Source organism: Sphingobacterium sp. UDSM-2020 (genome assembly GCF_016132525.1).
Taxonomy (GTDB): Bacteria; Bacteroidota; Bacteroidia; order Sphingobacteriales; family Sphingobacteriaceae; genus Sphingobacterium; species Sphingobacterium anhuiense.
This window is the reverse complement of record NZ_CP066166.1, coordinates 1,202,304-1,221,650: the sequence shown is the minus strand read 5'-3', so window position 1 is coordinate 1,221,650 and position 19,347 is coordinate 1,202,304. Positions and strand designations below refer to the sequence as shown.

Sequence of the window (19,347 nt, the reverse complement as noted above, 5' to 3'; positions counted from 1 at the left end):
AAATATAATAAAAAAGCCCTGTTGCAATTTTGCAACAGGGCTTTTTTGTTTATTTAATTAATGACGGCGTCTATACTTCTCGTAATATCCATCGTAATCAGATGGTGAATAGTTTCTTTTTATTCCCCATTCTTGAAGTTCATTGTTGAAAAAGTATAGCCAGTAGATTCTATATCCTGAAGTTGAATCTGCCGCATTTTCTAATTGTGCAGTGCCATATTCATAAATCTCTAATATACCGTCTTGATATTTTTTTGAGGCTACTACGGCATCCGGCTTTCCTAGTTGCTGAACAACCTTCTCTTTGGTCATGCCAACTTGTATTTTTGTAAAGTCAGGACCTTTTAGCATGGTGCAGCTCACGATTAAAGTGGCAAAAAATAGCATCATCATTGTTCTGCTGATTGGATACGTATAATTTTTAATCATAAAATCAGTGTTTGTTATATAGAGCTGATATGTTTGTATAAGTTTAATTGTTTTAAAAATAATCTATACTATTTAAAATTTAATATACTAAAAACCTGAAGCGGTATCATCACCCCTCGGATCGGCACCTGTCTGGAGTTTTCCGTTGGGTAATATTATGATATTTTCCACTCTGCCTATATTACCTCTAGGTGATATTTTGTACCCTGCATTTTCTAGACTTTTTCTTACTTCGGGAGTTATTGCATTTTTTTCTACATCAATCTGATCGGGTAGCCATTGATGATGAAAACGCGGGGATGAAACGGATTGCTGTGCATTTTGTTGATAGTCAATTACGTTGACTATCGTTTGGAAGACGGAGGTCATAATTGTTGATCCCCCTGGTGTTCCTACTACCATAAATAGCTTTCCATCCTTTTCCACAATAGTTGGTGTCATTGAACTTAACATACGTTTGTTTGGCTCGATGGCATTCGCTTTTCCGCCAACGAGGCCATAGATATTTGGAACTCCTGGTTTAACTGAGAAGTCATCCATTTCATCATTTAATATAAAGCCTGCGCCAGATACAAAGACACGTGATCCATATGAATTATTAAGTGTTGTCGTAATAGAAACGGCATTGCCTTCGGAATCGACGATATTAAAGTGTGTTGTTTCTTCTGATTCATATCCTGGAAATTTCGCAGCCTTTACATCGCTGCTTGCGGTTGCTTTGGTTAAGTTTACGGCTTTTAATCTTTCACTGTTGAAAATAGAGTCTGTCAATTCTTTGACAGGTACTCTTATGAAGTCTGGATCACCTAAATACTTTGCTCTATCTGCATAAATACGACGTTCGGCTTCAACCATTACACGTACAGCGGAATCACTTTGGAATCCCCATTTTCCTAATGGATATTGTGCTACTGATTGTAATAGTGCAACTAAGGCTGGTCCACCACTAGATGGAGGTGCCATACATATGATCTTATGTCCACGGTAATATCCTGTAACGGGTTGTCGCCATACTGCTTTATAATTCTCAAGATCATTATAACTGATAATGCCATTGCCTTTATGCATTTCTTTAACAATTAGGTCAGCTGTTATGCCTTTGTAGAAGCCATCACGACCATGATCAGCAATTCTTCTAATTGTGTTAGCCAGTTCCTGTTGCTGGAATAAATCGCCTTTTTTCCAGCTGGTGGTTTTCAGTATAGGGGCGCCACTTGGGTTATATTTTTGAAAGCTTTCTTTATATTCGTTGAATTCCTCTGCCTGTTGTTTTGTAATCGGAAAGCCTTTTTCAGCTAATGCTATAGCAGGATTTAATAAAGTTTTCCAATCTAATTTGCCATACTTTTTGTGAGCTTCAACCATTCCGTCAACTGATCCTGGTACTCCTGCGGATAAATGGCCATATACACTTAGATCTTCTATTACATTTCCCTGCTTGTCTAGGTACATATTAGCATGTCCTTTTTCTGGTGATTTTTCTCTAAAGTCTAAAGCATTGATTTCACCTTTACTACTTCTGTAGACCATAAACCCACCACCACCTATGTTTCCAGCATTAGGGTAAACTACTGCTAATGCAAATTGTACTGCGACAGCGGCATCAATGGCGTTGCCCCCCATTTTTAGGATATCTACACCAACTTTTGAAGCTAAGGGATGCGCGGTAACAACCGCCGCCTTATTGAAGGTCTTGGCTTTTTTATCAAGTTCTAACGAAACTGTGCACGATTGTACTGACAGCGCCGCCGTAATAATAAACAAATAGAATTTGCTTTTTTTCATAATCTTAATTAGGTAGTTGTTCTATTTTTTCAAAATTTCCATCTACATGGTCAATTTTTATTTTGTATCGCTTAATGTTTGAAGGTGCTGATCCCACTCCAATTCCAATCATTCCACCTCCATATCCAAAACCTGATCCTATGCCTGCTGATATCGAGAAGCTCGTACTGTTTTCTTCTGCTAAACCATAGAAATAGTATTCGTCATTTTCCATTACAAGTGGATAATATCCAAAACTTGTGGAGACATAGGTTTCGTCATTATCTACCACGGCATATATCTGTGAATCTTTTAATTTTACTTTTTTCCCTTTTTCATTGGTGTAATAATAGTATTTGATTTTGCCTTTTTTATCTTTCTCATCAACTAGCGGATAATCTGGTTTTTGGTTTTTTAGAGTTTCATAGCTCATATAAATCCCGTCAACGAGATGTTCTGCGGCATATAATGGTAATTTCTCTTTTTCCTTGTAATCAATGTTTTGGATATCCTGTAAGGTTAATGATTCGGACGATATGTCTTTTACTTTTAAATTTTTACGAATGAATGAATCTATAATGAGGCTTCCTTTTTTTAATAATTTGTTGGAGACATCGATTCCTGAAACTTGAAAGCTACTGTCGATATGATTTAATGGGAAATAATTGTTCCCTTTTTTTTGATATAGATTTGCTCTGAAATCAAAAAAGCCCTTTTCTTTGATTCCACCACCAATTTCAGAAAATGATAATCTTCGAATTTGCAAAAGCAATGTATCTCTCTGCGTATTTCCATTACTGATTGTTTCTAGATATTTCTGCAATTGATCTTCAAGAGCTGGATTTGCAACTACAGTAGCGGATTTTCCTAATAAACCTTTTTGTATGATTCCGTAATGAGTTGTATCTTTTCTTGAATCCAGGATCTGGATCTTTTGGTATTGGCTACCATTAACGATTTCCTGAGGGTCATATTGAAAGGTAAATTCTTTATTTCTATCTTGTGCTGAAGCGTGTGTTAATCCTGTAAGTAAGATTGCTAAAAGCACATGGTGTTTTAATGTATGGACGTAATGTGTTAAATTCATTTCCAGAGGGAATTAATGATCTGCATTAAAGATAAAGAAATTAAAAGGCTGTATCAAGTTTCTTGATACAGCCCTTCAACAGTTTGCATGCAAACTGTATTAAAATTAATTTGATACTTATATAACGAACTAAATTATAGTAATGTTGTATTACTTTAATTTTTCATTGTTTTTATGTCTATCGGCATCACGGATTGATTTTTTCTCTAAATTTTTTTCTAGCGCATCTGTTAAATCAATACCGGTTTGATTGGCCAGGCACATTAATACAAAGAGAACATCGGCCATTTCATCCGCTAAATTTACTTCTTTATCAGATTTTTTAAATGATTGTTCGCCATACTGTCTTGCCATAATTCTAGCAACTTCTCCAACTTCTTCCATTAGCATTGCTGTGTTTGTTAATTCATTAAAATAGCGAATACCTGTTGTATTGATCCATTTATCAATGGTCTCCTGTGCTTCTTTTATTGTCATAGTATTAGAAATTATCTTTATCCTGTGTATTCATTATGATGGTAACGGGCCCATCATTTAATAAATCAATTTTCATATCTGCACCAAATATTCCCATTTGCACTTCGCTGTTTATTAAAGTGCTAAGATAGTGGGCCATTTGTATGTACATTGGCTGTGCTTTATCTGGTTTGGCTGCACGGATAAAAGAGGGGCGATTTCCTTTTTTTGTTTGTGCGAATAATGTGAATTGGGATATAAGTAATATTTCACCACGTATGTCTAGCACCGATCTATTCATTAAACCGTTTTCATCATTAAATATTCGAAGATTGACGAATTTTTGTGCCATCCATTTCATATCTTCAATTGTATCTTCCTCTTCGATCCCAATAAGGATTAGTAAGCCGTCTTTAATCTGACCTGTTATTTTGCTATCGACCGAACAGCTCGCCTTGGAAACTCGTTGTATTACTGCACGCATAGGACAATATTAAGAAAAAAATGCCAACTATTGAGTTTGATCTGATTAAGTATTGTTGACGTCATGGATCTTGAAAATGCTGTAAAACAACTTGCGCCTTAAAATAATGTTGAAGGCGCAAGTTGTTTTATTAGAATTTTACGTTTAGGCTTAACATAAAATTTGTTGTAGCCTGTGGATAGTAAAAATTAAAATATTTTCGAGATGTACCGTCCATATAACCCCAAGTATATCCGTTGGTTTGATATTTTTCATTTAGGATATTGTTGACAGTAAGTCCAAGGTCTATATTTTTCAAACCTAATATGGAGAAATTATAAATAGCTCTAATATTGTTTACAAATGAAGGGTCTATACTTCTTACTTTGGCTGAACTATTGTCCAGATATTGTCTTGAAATATATTTTGATAATAGTGCAATTTCTACTGAACGAAGAGGGCGATAAGTGAACTCGCTTGATAAAATAGTTGCCGGAGAAAGTGCAATATCTGTTTTTTTAATGAATTCTCCACTCGTTTCATCCGTGTAATTTTTGATTTTGTTCTGACTTAGTCCCGCTGTTGCTTTCCAACCAAAGTACGCTGAAATTTTCCATGCGGCATCTACTTCTAAGCCTATTCTATAGCTATTTGGGATATTCATTCTCAATGGAGAACCTACATTATTAAGTGCTCCGGTCGGAATAAGTTGATCTTTATAGAACATACCATAAAAGTTCGTACCGATGTTAAATGTTTCATTATTGAAGCGGTAGCCAGCTTCGATATCTTGCATTTTCTCTGGTTTGGGATTGTTTCCTTTTAGATCAACAAAGTCATTTCTGACAGGTTCTTTACTAGCATAGGCATATGAGGCGTATAAATTTGAATTTTCATTGATGAGGTAAGTAATTCCTAATTTTGGATTTACAAAATTGAATTTTCTTTTAAAATCCATTCCTTTGATTTTATCGTCATCACCTTTTACTTGGTAATTAATATTACGATACTGTATATCCGCAAATAATAACCATTTTTCGAATGTAAAGTCTGCTTTCAGAAATGTGCTGATGTCATCTTTTTTAGCATCATTGAGATAGTATTTATCCCCTAAGTTGCTGGCGGAAGCATATTTTGCCCAGATTATTTCACCGTAATGATCTCCCTTATATTGATTTGCAGCTCCACCCCATGTCAATTTTATTGCCTGTGAAGGATTATAGTTGAAGGAAAAGGTAGTCCCATAGAAGTAATTATCTAACCATCTTCTCCTTACCAAATCGGTTTGTTTGATGGTATCGGTTCCTGAAATGACTGGTGGTAAATTGTATTTTGAAAAGTCGTCTTCAGGTCGGAATTCTTCGTAATAGCCTGCACCTCTGGTGTAATGTAATGCCGCATTAAAAATTAGTTTTTCATTGATAAAATTGGTGTAATGTAACTGGTGATGTGTTTGCGTGTAGTTGTCTGTTTGGTTTTTATATAGGTATTTGTTGTAAGTGCGACCAGAATTTAGTAGATTTTCTGTTTCTAGCTGTGTATAGCCATCATTGACGGCATAATCTTTCATCCCCTCTACATCATTATTTAATCTTGGCTCTGGTGTTCCGTACCAAGATTGATATGTTTTTTCCTTGCCAGAGAATACAATGGCCTTTAAAATATGTTTGTCACTATAATAACCTCCATCTACATAAAAAGACTTTAAATCGGAAGATGCTCGGTCGATATAGCCATCGCTCAAGATACGTGAGAGACGAACATTAAAGGCAAATTTATTATTTAGTAGTCCTGAACCTACTTTCAAAGTATTTTTCCAAGAATTATAAGAACCGAAAGAGTTGTTGAATTCTACGTACGGCTCTTTTTCGAGTGTATTGGATTGTATGTTTAGTGATGCCCCGAATGATCCCGCCCCGTTTGTAGAAGTTCCAATTCCTCTTTGAATCTGGATACTCTCGGTAGAGGATGCAAAATCGGGAAGATTGACGAAGAATGAGCCCATACTTTCCGCGTCATTCAACGGAATTCCATTCAATGTTACATTTATGCGGGCATTATCAGATCCTCTTATTTTCATATTAGTATATCCTATACCTGCTCCTGCGTCCGATCCTATGACGACAGATGGTGTTTGATCTAGTAGGTATGGAATATCTTGTCCGAAATTGTTTTTAGCGATATCTTGTTTGCTAATATTTTTATAGGTTGTAGAAGAGTTGTTTTTGGCACGTGTTGCCATGACCAGGACTTCTTCTGTTTTTATAGCACGTGGTTTTAGAAAGATTTCAAGATCAGTATTTTGTACCAGATCAATCTGCTTCTTTTCTGTACTATAGCCTATGTAAGAGATTGTTATGGCGTATTGTCCATCAGGTAATCCTGAAAACTTTGAAGTGCCATTTCGATCAGTTGTTAAATTCTTACTCTGATTTTTTGTCAGAACGATACTTGCGCCCTGTAACGATTTTTTTGTTTCATTGTCTAACACTTTGATGGATAAAGCGTTTTGAGCTGATACGGATAATGTTATTCCTAGAAATAGCACTGTGCTGATTAAATTTTTAATCATGTTTTTTAATTGAATTTTGAGTTAAACAAACTATTGCTAGGGGTTACAACAGTTTTTCACTTATTTAACTAACCTTTTCCCTCCGCCAGCATTATCTGGATCAGGTGCACAACACATAAATGTATTGTTGGGTATAATCTCAGCCTTTATTCGTGTTCGTAGAACAAGGCACCCCTTATTGATAATGCGAAGGTATTAAATAAAATCTGTACTAAAAATATAATGTAAAAATGGATGTTGAGGAATTGAGTTTTGGAATATCAATTTGTTTTGCTCGTAAAAATAAGTGGAATAGATTTTCGTTTATAGGATTGTATTATGATGAATGTTGTGTTGCTTTATCTTTAGCTTCTTTCGGATTTTAAAGTAGCTGTATTGATCCAGTTTCTTTTTTTAATAACTAAAAGGATGTCCATTTATAATTCCATGATTTATCGATGCTTCACTGACATAACGTCATTGAATCGCTACAAAAATGAATAAAATTGTGGTTTTTAGATAATATATTGGCTGAATTTAAACTTATTCCCTACCTTCAAAAAATATGCTAAAATTCAAACTTTTAGCTCATGTTAATTATTTTTAGCAACAAGGGAGTTTTTATTAAGGTTTAAATTTATGTTACATTCTTATAAGTTAATTTATCTAAAAGTCTTTGATTTTTATCACGATTAAATAATTAAACTAATTGTGTAAATTTGTTTTTTTTAATGGTAATATTTTTTTTACTAAATTTTGGCACGAATTTTAACGTTAATAACCACAGTTCCTTTGCGTTGACCTGAATGCTAAGTAACTATTAAAGTTTTTATAATAATGAAATATTTTAGCGCTACCTATATCTTACCAATTACATCTTTACCTATTAAAGATGGAGTGGTAAAAGTTAATGATGATGGTGAAATCCTTGGGATTTATGAAAGTAAAGACGTAGAATTGAGCGGCCAGCATATTGAAAAATTTGAAGGAGTTATTGTTCCTGGATTTATTAATGCGCATTGTCACTTAGAATTGTCCCATATGAAGGGTACGATTCCGCAAAAAACTGGATTACCAGCTTTTCTTTCTTCGGTTATGACAAGTCGTGGCACTTCTTTAAAAGTGATTGATAAAGCGATGGCTGCTGCTGATGAAGAAATGTACAATAATGGTATTGTGGCAGTTGGAGATCACGTGAATTCTGATAACACATCTAACATTAAGGAGTCTAGTAAGATTCTTTACCACACTTTTGTTGAAGTCTTCGGAGTAGAGCCGGATGAAGCTGATGGTCGATTGCAGGAGGCTAAGGATTTGATTCATGAATTTGATCCAGCACATTCTTCAATTACACCACATGCTCCTTATTCTTGTTCGAAAATACTTCTGAAGAAATTTAAAAAAGCGGTTTCTGATGTTAATATTATCAGTATTCATAATCAAGAGAGTGATGAAGAAAATAGATTATTTCGTTATAAAACGGGAGGATTTATCGATTTCTTTAAAGTAATAGGGAAAAATCCTGATTTGTTTAAAGCTCAGGCTAGAAATTCAATTCAGTCATATTTACCATATTTACCTCATCCTAATAAGTTGATCTTGGTTCACAATACGTATACGTCATTGAAAGACCTTGATTTTGTGGACCGAATGGGCCGTGATATCGTATGGTGTTTATGTCCGAAGGCGAATCTTTATATTGAAGGTCAATTGCCAAAAGTAATGAACTTTGTAAACGATAATCAAAAAATTGTAATCGGTACAGATAGTTTAGCATCCAATGATAAGCTTTCAATTTTAGATGAATTAAAAGTGTTACATAAACATTTTGATAATTTAGATTTTCAGCAATCTATCCAGTGGGCTACTATTAATGGGGCACAGGCTTTAAATATCGATGATAAATTTGGTTCAATTGAAGTTGGTAAAAAACCAGGTCTTGTTCTATTGAAAAATATGGAACATTTTAGATTATCTGATAAAGTTACGGTGCAAAGATTAGCATAGTAAAATACTCAAAATCTTCTGTACTTTTGTTGATATGAAACATGTTAATATTTCTATCAAAGGAAAAGTACAGGGGGTTTATTTTAGGTTATCTACCAAAGCAGTTGCCGACCAATTGGGTATTAAAGGGTTTGTTAGAAATTTAGCGGATGGTTCTGTTTATATTGAGGCAGAGGGTGATGATTTTGCTCTAGATTGTTTAAAAGAATTCTGTGAAGAGGGACCTGAGCGCGCAGTAGTGGAAGAAGTGATTTGTGAAGAGGGCGTCTGGGAAGATTTTAAGAATTTTGAAGTGCTAAAAAAATCGTCTAAATAAATCTTAATATCTTGTCTGTTTTTAAGAAATTTGCTGGTCAAACCTTGATCTATGGTCTCAGTACTATCATCTCTAGATTACTGAATTTTGTTTTAACGCCAATTTTCGTTCGTAAATTTGAAGCTTCCACCTATGGAATATTTACGAATATGTATTCTTGGGCAGCTATGATCAATGCATTCCTAGCTTTTGGGATGGAAACAACCTATTTTAGATATTTACAGAAAGTTGAGGAGAAGGATAAATCTAAAGTATTCAATAATAGCTTTGTTGTCACCATTTTTACTTCTTTAATTTTTCTATTAACTATTCTTATTTTTTCTAATGACATTGCGCATTGGTTTGCAAAAGAAAATATTGACTCTGTAGGTCAATATAAAAGCTATATTTACTTTGTTGGACTTACTTTAGTCGTTGATGCACTTGCTGTTGTTCCTTTTGCCAAAGTTCGTGCTAATGGTCGGCCATTGCGCTACGGCGTATTGAAGTTAGTCAATATCATCACATTTGTTATTTTAAACTTGACATTCATTGTCTTCATACCTTATTTACTTCAACATTTTCCGGATAATGAACCATATTTTTCTAGCTGGTATATAGATTCATGGTTGGGTTATGTGTTTATTTCTAATTTTGTAGCGAGTGCAGTGACATTGTTGATGCTGTTGCCCGAGATTAGAACATTTAATTTTAAAATTGATCGGGTGTTGTTAGGTGATATGTTTCGATATAGCTTTCCTATTTTGATCGCTAATATTTCATTTATCATAAACGAAAACCTAGATAAGATTTTAATGCCTGAATTATTACCGAAAAGTATTGCTGATCGAGATGTTGGTATATATGGTGCTATTGCAAAGATTGCTGTTTTCTTAAGCATTTTCGTGCAGGCATTTCGTTTAGGAGCCGAACCTTTTTTCTTCTCCTATGCCAAAAATGATAATTCGAAAAAGGTTTATGCAATGATCATGGAATATTTTGTGATTGCTATGATGGTTGTCATGATCGGATTGTCTGTCAATATTGAATGGCTTAAGTATTTTATTCAAGGAGGATCTGCTTCAGAGAGTGCAGAATATTGGTCGGGTCTATTTATTATTCCTGTTATTTTATTCAACTATGTGATGCTTGGGATATATATGAACCTTTCTGTGTGGTATAAACTTTCTGATCAAACACGATACGGTCTCTATATTTCAGGTATTGGGGCTTTAATTACAATTATATTGTGTTATATCCTGATTCCGCGCTACAGCTATGTCGGTGCAATTTATGTGACGACCATAACTTATGGTGTAATGGTATTTTTATCCTATTTTTGGGGACAAAAGAATTATCCAATTCCTTATAAGATCTTTAAAATTGGGGCTTATATGTTGGTTGGTACTATGATCGTTTATATCCATTACATAGTATTTGACCGGAATTTTTGGATTGGCAATATGATGTTGATTGCTTACTTATTGGGAACCGTTTTTGTCGAGAGGAAAACGGTAATGAAGATGTTGAAGTCTAAAAGTTAGAAGAAGCTATTTTTAATAAATAGCTTCTTCTGCAAAGTTATGTTGTATTTCGTCTAACACTTCTTGGATCTCTTCGAATGTCTGAAGACTGACTAATCGCATTCTGTATTCTTTAAAGTCTGGTATACCTTTAAAGTAGTTTGAATAATGACGACGCATTTCGAAAATACCTGTTTTAGGTCCTTTCCATTCAATTGATTTAACCAAATGTGTTCTGCACACATCTACACGTTCAGCAATTGTTGGACCGGCTAAACGTTCTCCTGTGTTGAAAAAGTGTTTTATTTCTCTAAATATCCAAGGATATCCAATTGAGGCGCGACCAATCATAATACCATCAACTTCATATTCCTGGCGCCATGCAATTGCTTTTTCTAAAGAATCTACATCGCCGTTTCCAAAAATTGGAATTTTAATGCGTGGATTACGCTTAATATCACGAATCATAGACCAATCTGCTTGCCCTTTATACATTTGTGCGCGTGTACGTCCATGTATTGATAAAGCTTTAATACCGATATCCTGTAAACGTTCTGCCACTTCATAAACATTTTTGGTATCATCGTCCCAGCCAAGGCGGGTCTTCACAGTAACTGGTAGATGTGTTCCTTCCACGACTGCTTTTGTCATTGCGACCATACGATCGATATCTTGCAATAAACTAGCACCTGCTCCACGGCAAGCAACGTTTTTAACTGGACAACCGTAATTAATATCGATTAGATCTGGATTTGCTAATGTGCAGATTTCGGATGACTGTCTCATGTGTTCGATTTCGGAACCGAAGATTTGTATACCTATTGGTCTTTCATACTCGAAGATATCTAACTTTTTACGTGATTTTGCTGCGTCTCGAATTAATCCTTCTGAAGAGATAAATTCCGTATACATCATATCTACCCCATTTTGCTTACAAACAAAACGGAATGGCGGATCACTTACATCCTCCATTGGAGCTAGCAATAATGGAAAGTCTCCTAAATCTATATTTTCGCCAATCTTAACAGACATATTTGATTTTTTTACAAAGATAACAATTTTGAGATAGTTCTATTTATGGTGTTTTTGATATGAATGTCATATGATGATTTAGGAAATTCATGTTTTATTGTTTATTAATATGCAGGGCAGGTTTCTTGCTAAAATGTGCTTCTTCGTAAAGAGATTAATTAGTAAGGATATATGTTCTGAAGTTTTCAAAGTTGTTCGTATTTACAACGCTCGAATAAGTATAAATAGAAAACAGCTATCAATTTCTTTTGATAGCTGTTTTCTATTTATACTGGTGTGGAATATCACCTCTGCATCGTGTTGATTTTTATAATCTATTTTTGATATCTTCCGAACCTGTTGAGCGTTCTTTTGCTCTGTTATCTGAACCTCCAAATCGGTAATTGAATGATAAAATTGCTGTTCTGCTATCTGGATTTGATTTTCCTATTAATCTCACTGCATTGGATACTGTTTCATATCGACGGTTATTGGTATGAAATATGTCGTTAACGACCAGCTTAATCGTTGCTTTTTTACTTAAAATGCTCTTTTGTATTCCACTGTAAATAAGTCCATAACTTTTGATATTCGTTAAACCAATGGTCAGACCAGAATTATAATTTCCTCCAATCTCTACAGACCAATCTTTGGGTAGTTTGAAAGTATTTTGTGTATTTAATGATAACGTATTGCCTGATCTTTTGATTAGTTCATTTTCTTGTGGAATCTCATATTCGTTTCTGTAATAGTTTGCAAAATGTGTAGCTGTCCACCAGGAAAATAATTGTGTAGGAGCCATGAATGATACGCCAAAATTTTTGAATGAACCGATATTTTCGGGTCTTTCAAAAGTGATTTGTTTGTTTGTAGGATCTAATCCTATAATATCATTTACGACATTAGATCTGTCTGCATAATTTAACGTAAATATATATTTGTTAGTTAGCGTATAGTTAGCTTCATAAGCGTGCTCGTAAGCAGGATCTAGTTTTGAATTTCCTTCTGAATAGGAGAAGGGGTCTGTATAGACGCGGAATGGGTTTAGACTCCAGAAGGATGGACGCTCGATGCGATAGCTATAACTTAGTTGTACTTTATGATTGTTATTGATACTATAAGATAAAAATGCTGATGGGAAAAACTTTAAATAATCTTTAGAGAACTGTTCATTTAAAGTTATTTGATTACCATCGGTAGATGTGTGCTCTGCTCGTAATCCTACTTGTGTTGAAAATTTGCTCCAAGTTTTTGATAGATTCACATAACCTGCTTGTATCGTTTCTTTATAAATGAAGTGATTACTTGTCGATAGATCTGGAACATAACTCTCATTTAGCAATGTATCATACCGCAAATCGTTTTCTGTCCGGATATGACTTGCTTTCCAACCAGTTTCTAGCTTAAAAGTGTCATTAAAAGGGAGGGTATAATCAATTTTTGCAACATAAACCTTACTGTCTGAGGGAATATCGCCAGTGCGTGATGATAAGGGGCGTATATTATTTTGATTTTCATTACTGTATTTAGTATTCAGTGTTTGATCCATTTTGGAATAATGGTCAATCATATCAAAATCCACTTTTAGTTCATGTCCATTTTCGTTGAACTTCAGGTTATAATTGATGTTATATAACATGTCTTCCCATCTTTCTTTTCCTTCGGTTATGGTTGAAGCCGACCAGATGAGATCTTTTGTCGCATAGTTTCTAAAATGATTGGTGGTTGGTTCATATTTTGGATATTTACCAAAGCCTCCATTTACTAGAAATCCCAAAGTCTGTTTTGAACTTAAATAAAAATCCATACCAACTCTGAAATTATTTGAACGCAGTTTCGGTTGAATTTTGTTTTCCTGTTGGGAGAAGGTTTCTGGTTCTGCTTGCGCATCTTTATAAAAGTAGCGTATTAATGAATTGTAATACTCTAAATTTTGAAAGTATTGATTGTAATTTCCGAAGATATTTACTTTTTCTGTTCTGTAATTTAGGTCTAAACTACCGCCTAGGTGTAATCCGCGACCTGCTCCCATATTTCCGGAAACAGATCCGTTCAACCCTTGCTTCAATCCTTTTTTTAATACGATATTGATTATCCCTGATGTTCCTGCCGCATCTTGCTTGGCATTAGGATTAGTCATAACTTCAATTTTTGTTATATCGTTTGAGGATGTGCTTCTTAACAAATTGGCTAGCTGATCTGCGGAGAGGTAGGTAAGTTTTCCGTTAATCATGATAGAAGCACCAGATTTTCCTTTTAAACTGAAGGTTCCATTATCATCTAGACTTATACCTGGAATTTTGGTCAAAAGTTCTAATCCACTGTTACCATCTGCTAATGCAGAGTTTTCTATGTTGAAAATGGTTTTATCTTGATGTTGTTCTATAAATTGCTTGCGTTTATTGATGACAACCTCACTCAGATAAGCATTGTTTTGAAGCAATACAATTTTCCCAAAATCATATGCATTCACGTGCTCGCTTAATATGAATTGAGATGTTTTAAAATCTTCGTGTGTCATATTTTTTATATGCACATAGTAATTTCCATATGGTGCATTAGGGAAAATAAAATTCCCTATGCTATCGGCAGTAATAATTTTTGCGACAGTTCCATCATGAACGCGATGTAAAGTTACTTGTGCATGGGGTACAGGTTCGTTCTGTTCATCTAGGACACGGCCCATGATTTTAGCAGAATTTTGAGCACTGGCAACAAATAAAGTAAAAACTAGAAATAAACTAAGTAAGTAGTTGCAATGATGAAACATGTCTGCAAGATTAAGATGTTATTGGATGAATAGATTTTGATTTTTTTACTTTTTTTTTCTTTTTCCCCCACCAGATATAGAAACCAGTAATCGGTAATGTTGCGCAAATAAGTGATGCTAAAAAATATATTATTTTAGTAGCCATTCCCCCAATGAATCCTGTATGTAAGGCATAATTTGCGCGCATTAGCCATTCTGTGGTATTGGCATCATCAATGGGACCTTGTTTTCTGCCTGTTAATTCTAGCGTATTACGATCAAAATTTAAGTCACGCCATATACCGTTTTCCATATCTGTACATGCATATACGGATTTATCCTCGGCTTCAGGGTAGTGGACGATAACGGCTTCTTTGTTATGGCGAGCATATTCATGGCGCACTTTATACCAGATTTGATCAGCAACAACCAATGCATCATTCAAGGGTTGATCATCAGGTATTTCTTTTTCAACTTGTTCTACTTTAGGTTTATTCGGGTATCCTCCGCTGAGCCAAACTACTGATTTGCGCATCCACGGGAAGCTCATGATTAACCCTGTAAGGCACATAACTAAGGCTATGGTTAGTCCGTAAAATCCTAATACATTGTGCAGGTCATAATTTACTCGTTTGAACCGCGCTTTCCATTTGATGGTAAAACTCTGCTCACGAGATCTTTTGTTCCATTTTTTTGGCCACCATAAAATAAGACCAGTGATTAGTAGTGAAAAGAATATAAAAGTACTCCAGCCGACTACTTGACGGCCGATCTTGTTCGGCATCCATAGATGACGGTGCCCCTCATCCATGAAATGAAAGAAATCTTCATGATTAACAACAGCTAGGATCTCAGCTGTATAAGGATTGACATAGACTAAACTATCGGAGTGGTCTAAACTTACTTTAACTGATTTATCTAAACCATAATACCAGGAACTAGCTATTTCTTTGTCTGGAATGGCTGTCTTTACAGCTTTGTAGATTGCAGATGGAGGAAGCTGATCTTCTGATCTTTGTGCTTCTACGCGAATATAATTTGTAGTGAATTCTTTGATGTCATGTTCGAAGACAAGTACACAGCCGGTTATACTTAGGATAACAACAGGTATGCCTGCCGCTAGTCCTAACCAAAGATGTAGCCATGCATTAATTTTGCTGAGCATAATAATTTAAAGCGCTATTTATAAAGTGATAAAATTTATTCTGTCAAAGTATTTCTTTGACAGAATAAATGGATTTTTATTTTTAGTAATTGATTTTACTCATGGACGAAACACCAGATACACCGACAAATTTTAAACCTCTTTTGGCTGTTGCATTATTGATGTCAATTGTATAGGTATAATATTGTTTGTCTTCTAAACTCTGACATGCATAGTAAGCTTTACTGCCATCTTTTTCAACAAATACGACGTCCTTATATCCTTGTTGTTCATGGGCAGGAATTTCTTTGATCTCAGTCATCTTTTTTGTCTGAATATCGACGATGTATAATTTTACTAATCCACCTCCTACACCTTCAGCTTGTTCGCCTTTATTATAAACTGTCATTAAGAATTTATCATCTTTAAGATAACTTCCTCTTGCAATTTTGCCATTTCCTAATGATTCAATATCAAAATAATAGTCTTTATCAAATTCATCCGTTCCTTTCTTAATTCGAAGAAATCCTGATTTGTTTTTAGAAGCTAAAGATGCTTCATTTGCTGAAAACCAAACGTATGCATCACCTTTGTTGTCTACAGCAAGACCTTGTTGTGCCCACCAATTTCCAATATGTGAACCACGTCCATCTCTAATTGTTTTTTCGAATTTTAGCTCAGGATAAGAGAAGATACCGATGTAAGTAGTGTCGGTGGTTGTGAAATTACCGCCCCAGTTGTTTGATCCGTCTCCAGATTGAAAAGGTACATATATTTTATTTCCGACTTGAAACACGCCGGTCCAGATGGCCATTCTTTTTCCGCCTAAAACTTTGGATAGATCAACGGTGTTTTTATTTGCTATAGAGAAATTTTGAGCATCGTAATTTCTTAGGGTTGCCACTGGATTAACAATACTTCTATTTGTGGTACCTAATATAATATTTTTGTCTCCAAAATGTCCATAAATACCTGATGTCTCAGCATTTACTTGTTCATCTTTAAGTCTCTGGAACTCACCTTTACTATCAATGTTGTAAGGGGTTATCGGTCCTTGACCACCATATGTTAGTCCAAAGATATAGTTGTTCTGATTGATAAAGGATTGTTCTGTCGCTGGCATACCGTTACCTACAATACTGAGTGTTCCATCGCTTACATTATCTGTTGACAGGATATAATTACCTGAAGTTCCAGCTTCTCCACTACCTTGTCCATTTACGATAAAAACAAATTTTTCTCTTTTTCCGGAATTTCCGGTATCACTTCCTCCATCAGAAGGATTGTCTTTTGAACATGCAGTGATGGCTAAAACGCCACATGCTAGGGTCAGCATTTTTAAAGTGTTTAACTTTTTCATTGTATTTATTTATTGAATTGTGATTGTTATTTTGTACGTATAAAGTATCTGAACTTAATATTGAAAGATCTACTTGGCTTTTGCATTTCGAAATTGTCGAAACGTGTTGCATCGGTTAGATTATTACATTCTAAAGCGATATTATATTTTCCAGATGCTAAAGAATAGATGATGTTTACATCATGTGATACTTGTGTTGGGATTCTATATCTTTGAGATGGGGTCGCTAAACTTGGCCAATCTAAAAAGAACTCATGTATATATTGAAGATTATATCCTACCGTTAAAGTATTATTCTGTTTACCGACGTTGTGAAAATAGTAAGCCGCGTCAGCATTACCATATAAATAGGGCATATTTGGCATTCTATCTTTGTAGATACTACTTTGTATAATTTGCGAAGGTTCAACTTTAGTTGTGTTGATCAGGTTTTGGTAAGTCATATTTCCTCCGACTGAAAACAGGTTCTTGAAATAATATTTTAAGTTGATATCAACACTATTGTTTCGTACACTTCTTAGATTAGCACTTTTAAGTTCTCTTTTATTATTGCTGCTTAATGGTCCTACATACTGGCGTATAAAATCTTTAGCATTGCGGAATATGTAATTGGCATCTATGATAATTTGTTGGTTTTTTTGTAATTTTAAAGCATATGATAAACCTAAGTTGATATTATCACTACTCTCGGGTCTTAGACCAGGATTACCACTAATATTGATGGCATCACCAAATAATTCGGTATTATCGGGAAGTCGGTATGCTTTCTCATAGGAAGCTTTTAGTTGAATGTCTGGATTCAGGAAATAGGAAGTAGCTAAGCCATATCCAATTTTATTGATTGATATTTCCACATTCTCATAAGTTTCCTTCTCAAGTTCATTGAAGTATTTTCCATTTTGATTGTAGTTTTTTAGAAAAATATTAGCATCCCAACGATCAAGTATGGAGGTTCTATAGCCGATTCCTGTAATGTTTTTTATTGTTTTGCGTGGGAGCTTATTAACTTCTAAATCTGGATAGTAATGATCTTTTCCTTTTCTGTCAAATGTTGTCAACAAATGATTGATCATAATGCTATTATTCTTGTTAATTGCATAAGAGATATTGGCCGTAAGATTACCATTGTTGTTTTTGTAGCGGTAATCTGTTAAGTCATTTTCTCCTCCTGGAGCATTCGGATCTTTTGGATTTTTAGGTATACTTTCTCCTGTCCAAGTGAATCTTCTTGGGACGGTATCCAAACTTCTTTCCGTACCGAAATTGTATCGAGCGTTTATCGTTACATCTAAACCTGCTGTCAATAAATTTCTCTTGATGTATTTAAAAGTCGGCTGTACAATGTTTCCTTGGCTTTCTCGACCTCCATATACATCTTCCATATGATTACCCGTTTGGATTTCTTTCTTATTCTGGCCGAGGGTAATACCAAAAAGGAGCTGATCAGCGTATTTTTTATTAGAAACGCCCATATTATATACTAATGTTTCATTTCTGTATGCATCGTGGAAACGTTTTCTTCTTTCGGCGGGGTAAAATTTTCCAGTGTCAAAATTGTATGATCTTACATTTACCAAGTAATTGTTGTCCGAATAATTTTGAAAAGCAGAAAGCATCATTGTAAAACCGTTGTTAGCAATGTATCCGGCATTAACTGAAGTTTTGTGGGTGTTAAATGAGCCATATGAATATGAAGCATCTAAATATTTTCCCGGCTGGTTTTTGGTTACAATGTTGACTGCTCCACCTAATGCATCGCCGCCTAGCCATACGGGAACGACTCCTTTGTAGACTTCAACTCGTTCTGCAAAATTGATCGGTATGTTGTTTAACTGAAAGGACGATCCGAAATTATCCATGGGAATTCCATCAACGAATAATTTAACCTGATTGCCCGAAAAACCATTTAAGCTAAAATTCATGTTTGATCCTACACCACCCGACTCTCGCAGTCTAACACCCGAAACACGATTTAATGCCTGACCAATATCCATTGTTGTATTGTACAATTTCTTCGCATCGATTGCTGTAACATTAAATGGTTGCTTTTGTATTTCTTTTGCTTCGGATCTTGCAACGATTTCGACTTCATCCATTGTTGTCTGTTTTGAAGCCAATTTTATAGATAGCACTTCAGTGTTTTTCTGGCTAATAAGAAAAGTTCTGTCCTTGGCTTTGAATCCAACAGCAGATACTCGTATAGTATAGTTGGCAAAAGCGATATTTTTTATTGAAAATAAACCGCTTTTATCAGCTTGGGTCACTTGATTTGTTTCAAGAATTGTAATAGTTGCACCCTCAATAGGTGTATTTGAGGTGGTACTTATTCTTCCTTTTATTTCTCCTCTCTGTTGTGCGTAAGCAGTAAACGATATGATTACATATAGACTTAACCATATTATTTTTAAATTCGACATCCCTTTATTTAGATTAATTATACATAGAGATGTTGCGTAACTCCAAATATACCGAAGGTCAGAGTGAGAAAAAGATTATAAAATGTGCTAT

The 19,347-nt window shown here is 34.9% G+C and carries 14 protein-coding genes and 1 riboswitch; of the genes, 3 read left to right on the top strand and 11 right to left on the bottom strand.

What is annotated here, in order from left to right; translation table 11 throughout:
* Positions 1 to 57: 57 nt before the first annotated feature.
* The 6 genes from JAZ75_RS05305 to JAZ75_RS05280 form a co-directional block, all read right to left on the bottom strand.
* Positions 58 to 429 (bottom strand): DUF3192 domain-containing protein, encoded by a 372-nt coding sequence (locus tag JAZ75_RS05305; RefSeq protein ID WP_208700459.1) that lies wholly within the window; start codon positions 427 to 429, stop codon positions 58 to 60.
* A gap of 87 nt (positions 430 to 516) precedes the next feature.
* Entirely contained in the window at positions 517 to 2,214 is a 1,698-nt protein-coding gene (ggt, locus tag JAZ75_RS05300) for a gamma-glutamyltransferase (RefSeq protein WP_208700457.1), read from the bottom strand.
* Positions 2,215 to 2,218: 4 nt separating this feature from the next.
* The gene (locus tag JAZ75_RS05295; RefSeq protein ID WP_208700455.1) at positions 2,219 to 3,280 is read right to left on the bottom strand and encodes a hypothetical protein; all 1,062 of its coding nucleotides are present in this window, start codon (positions 3,278 to 3,280) and stop codon (positions 2,219 to 2,221) included.
* A gap of 150 nt (positions 3,281 to 3,430) precedes the next feature.
* Positions 3,431 to 3,757: a nucleotide pyrophosphohydrolase gene (locus tag JAZ75_RS05290; protein ID WP_021192353.1), complete on the bottom strand. Its 327-nt coding sequence runs from the start codon at positions 3,755 to 3,757 to the stop codon at positions 3,431 to 3,433.
* 4 nt (positions 3,758 to 3,761) lie between these two features.
* Positions 3,762 to 4,220: a D-aminoacyl-tRNA deacylase gene (gene dtd, locus JAZ75_RS05285; RefSeq protein ID WP_021192354.1), complete on the bottom strand. Its 459-nt coding sequence runs from the start codon at positions 4,218 to 4,220 to the stop codon at positions 3,762 to 3,764.
* A gap of 130 nt (positions 4,221 to 4,350) precedes the next feature.
* Positions 4,351 to 6,771 (bottom strand): TonB-dependent receptor, encoded by a 2,421-nt coding sequence (locus tag JAZ75_RS05280; protein ID WP_208700453.1) that lies wholly within the window; start codon positions 6,769 to 6,771, stop codon positions 4,351 to 4,353.
* A 60-nt stretch (positions 6,772 to 6,831) separates the two neighbouring features.
* A riboswitch (TPP riboswitch) is annotated at positions 6,832 to 6,957 on the bottom strand.
* A 630-nt stretch (positions 6,958 to 7,587) separates the two neighbouring features.
* Here JAZ75_RS05280 and JAZ75_RS05275 point away from each other — a divergent pair.
* The 3 genes from JAZ75_RS05275 to JAZ75_RS05265 are packed head-to-tail and all read left to right on the top strand — an operon-like array spanning position 7,588 to position 10,596.
* Positions 7,588 to 8,757 carry an amidohydrolase family protein gene (locus tag JAZ75_RS05275; RefSeq protein WP_206368607.1) on the top strand — a complete coding sequence of 390 codons (1,170 nt, stop codon included), beginning with the start codon at positions 7,588 to 7,590 and terminating at the stop codon, positions 8,755 to 8,757.
* 34 nt (positions 8,758 to 8,791) lie between these two features.
* On the top strand, positions 8,792 to 9,073 hold the full coding sequence (locus JAZ75_RS05270; RefSeq protein WP_021192356.1) for an acylphosphatase: 282 nt from the start codon (positions 8,792 to 8,794) through the stop codon (positions 9,071 to 9,073).
* Positions 9,074 to 9,084: 11 nt separating this feature from the next.
* Entirely contained in the window at positions 9,085 to 10,596 is a 1,512-nt protein-coding gene (locus JAZ75_RS05265; protein ID WP_208700450.1) for an oligosaccharide flippase family protein, read from the top strand.
* Between the two features lie 12 nt (positions 10,597 to 10,608).
* On the opposite strand, the gene dusB is transcribed toward JAZ75_RS05265, so the two are convergent.
* From dusB to JAZ75_RS05240, 5 genes are all read right to left on the bottom strand, one after another.
* Positions 10,609 to 11,607 (bottom strand): tRNA dihydrouridine synthase DusB, encoded by a 999-nt coding sequence (gene dusB, locus JAZ75_RS05260; protein WP_132771576.1) that lies wholly within the window; start codon positions 11,605 to 11,607, stop codon positions 10,609 to 10,611.
* 307 nt (positions 11,608 to 11,914) lie between these two features.
* Positions 11,915 to 14,356 carry an outer membrane beta-barrel family protein gene (locus tag JAZ75_RS05255; protein WP_208700448.1) on the bottom strand — a complete coding sequence of 814 codons (2,442 nt, stop codon included), beginning with the start codon at positions 14,354 to 14,356 and terminating at the stop codon, positions 11,915 to 11,917.
* 10 nt (positions 14,357 to 14,366) lie between these two features.
* Entirely contained in the window at positions 14,367 to 15,500 is a 1,134-nt protein-coding gene (locus tag JAZ75_RS05250) for a PepSY-associated TM helix domain-containing protein (RefSeq protein ID WP_208700446.1), read from the bottom strand.
* A gap of 82 nt (positions 15,501 to 15,582) precedes the next feature.
* Complete coding sequence (locus JAZ75_RS05245) at positions 15,583 to 16,839, bottom strand: DUF4374 domain-containing protein (RefSeq protein WP_132771573.1); 1,257 nt, start codon at positions 16,837 to 16,839, stop codon at positions 15,583 to 15,585.
* Between the two features lie 26 nt (positions 16,840 to 16,865).
* Positions 16,866 to 19,256 carry a TonB-dependent receptor gene (locus JAZ75_RS05240; protein ID WP_208700444.1) on the bottom strand — a complete coding sequence of 797 codons (2,391 nt, stop codon included), beginning with the start codon at positions 19,254 to 19,256 and terminating at the stop codon, positions 16,866 to 16,868.
* Between the last annotated feature and the right edge of the window lie 91 nt (positions 19,257 to 19,347).

What these genes read in the sequence shown, in the direction of transcription:
- JAZ75_RS05305 (WP_208700459.1), bottom strand. Translation starts at nt 429, where the DNA reads ATGATTAAAAATTATACGTATCCAATCAGCAGAACAATGATGATGCTA.
- ggt (WP_208700457.1), bottom strand. Translation starts at nt 2,214, where the DNA reads ATGAAAAAAAGCAAATTCTATTTGTTTATTATTACGGCGGCGCTGTCA.
- JAZ75_RS05295 (WP_208700455.1), bottom strand. Translation starts at nt 3,280, where the DNA reads ATGAATTTAACACATTACGTCCATACATTAAAACACCATGTGCTTTTA.
- JAZ75_RS05290 (WP_021192353.1), bottom strand. Translation starts at nt 3,757, where the DNA reads ATGACAATAAAAGAAGCACAGGAGACCATTGATAAATGGATCAATACA.
- dtd (WP_021192354.1), bottom strand. Translation starts at nt 4,220, where the DNA reads ATGCGTGCAGTAATACAACGAGTTTCCAAGGCGAGCTGTTCGGTCGAT.
- JAZ75_RS05280 (WP_208700453.1), bottom strand. Translation starts at nt 6,771, where the DNA reads ATGATTAAAAATTTAATCAGCACAGTGCTATTTCTAGGAATAACATTA.
- JAZ75_RS05275 (WP_206368607.1), top strand. Translation starts at nt 7,588, where the DNA reads ATGAAATATTTTAGCGCTACCTATATCTTACCAATTACATCTTTACCT.
- JAZ75_RS05270 (WP_021192356.1), top strand. Translation starts at nt 8,792, where the DNA reads ATGAAACATGTTAATATTTCTATCAAAGGAAAAGTACAGGGGGTTTAT.
- dusB (WP_132771576.1), bottom strand. Translation starts at nt 11,607, where the DNA reads ATGTCTGTTAAGATTGGCGAAAATATAGATTTAGGAGACTTTCCATTA.
- JAZ75_RS05255 (WP_208700448.1), bottom strand. Translation starts at nt 14,356, where the DNA reads ATGTTTCATCATTGCAACTACTTACTTAGTTTATTTCTAGTTTTTACT.
- JAZ75_RS05250 (WP_208700446.1), bottom strand. Translation starts at nt 15,500, where the DNA reads ATGCTCAGCAAAATTAATGCATGGCTACATCTTTGGTTAGGACTAGCG.
- JAZ75_RS05245 (WP_132771573.1), bottom strand. Translation starts at nt 16,839, where the DNA reads ATGAAAAAGTTAAACACTTTAAAAATGCTGACCCTAGCATGTGGCGTT.
- JAZ75_RS05240 (WP_208700444.1), bottom strand. Translation starts at nt 19,256, where the DNA reads ATGTCGAATTTAAAAATAATATGGTTAAGTCTATATGTAATCATATCG.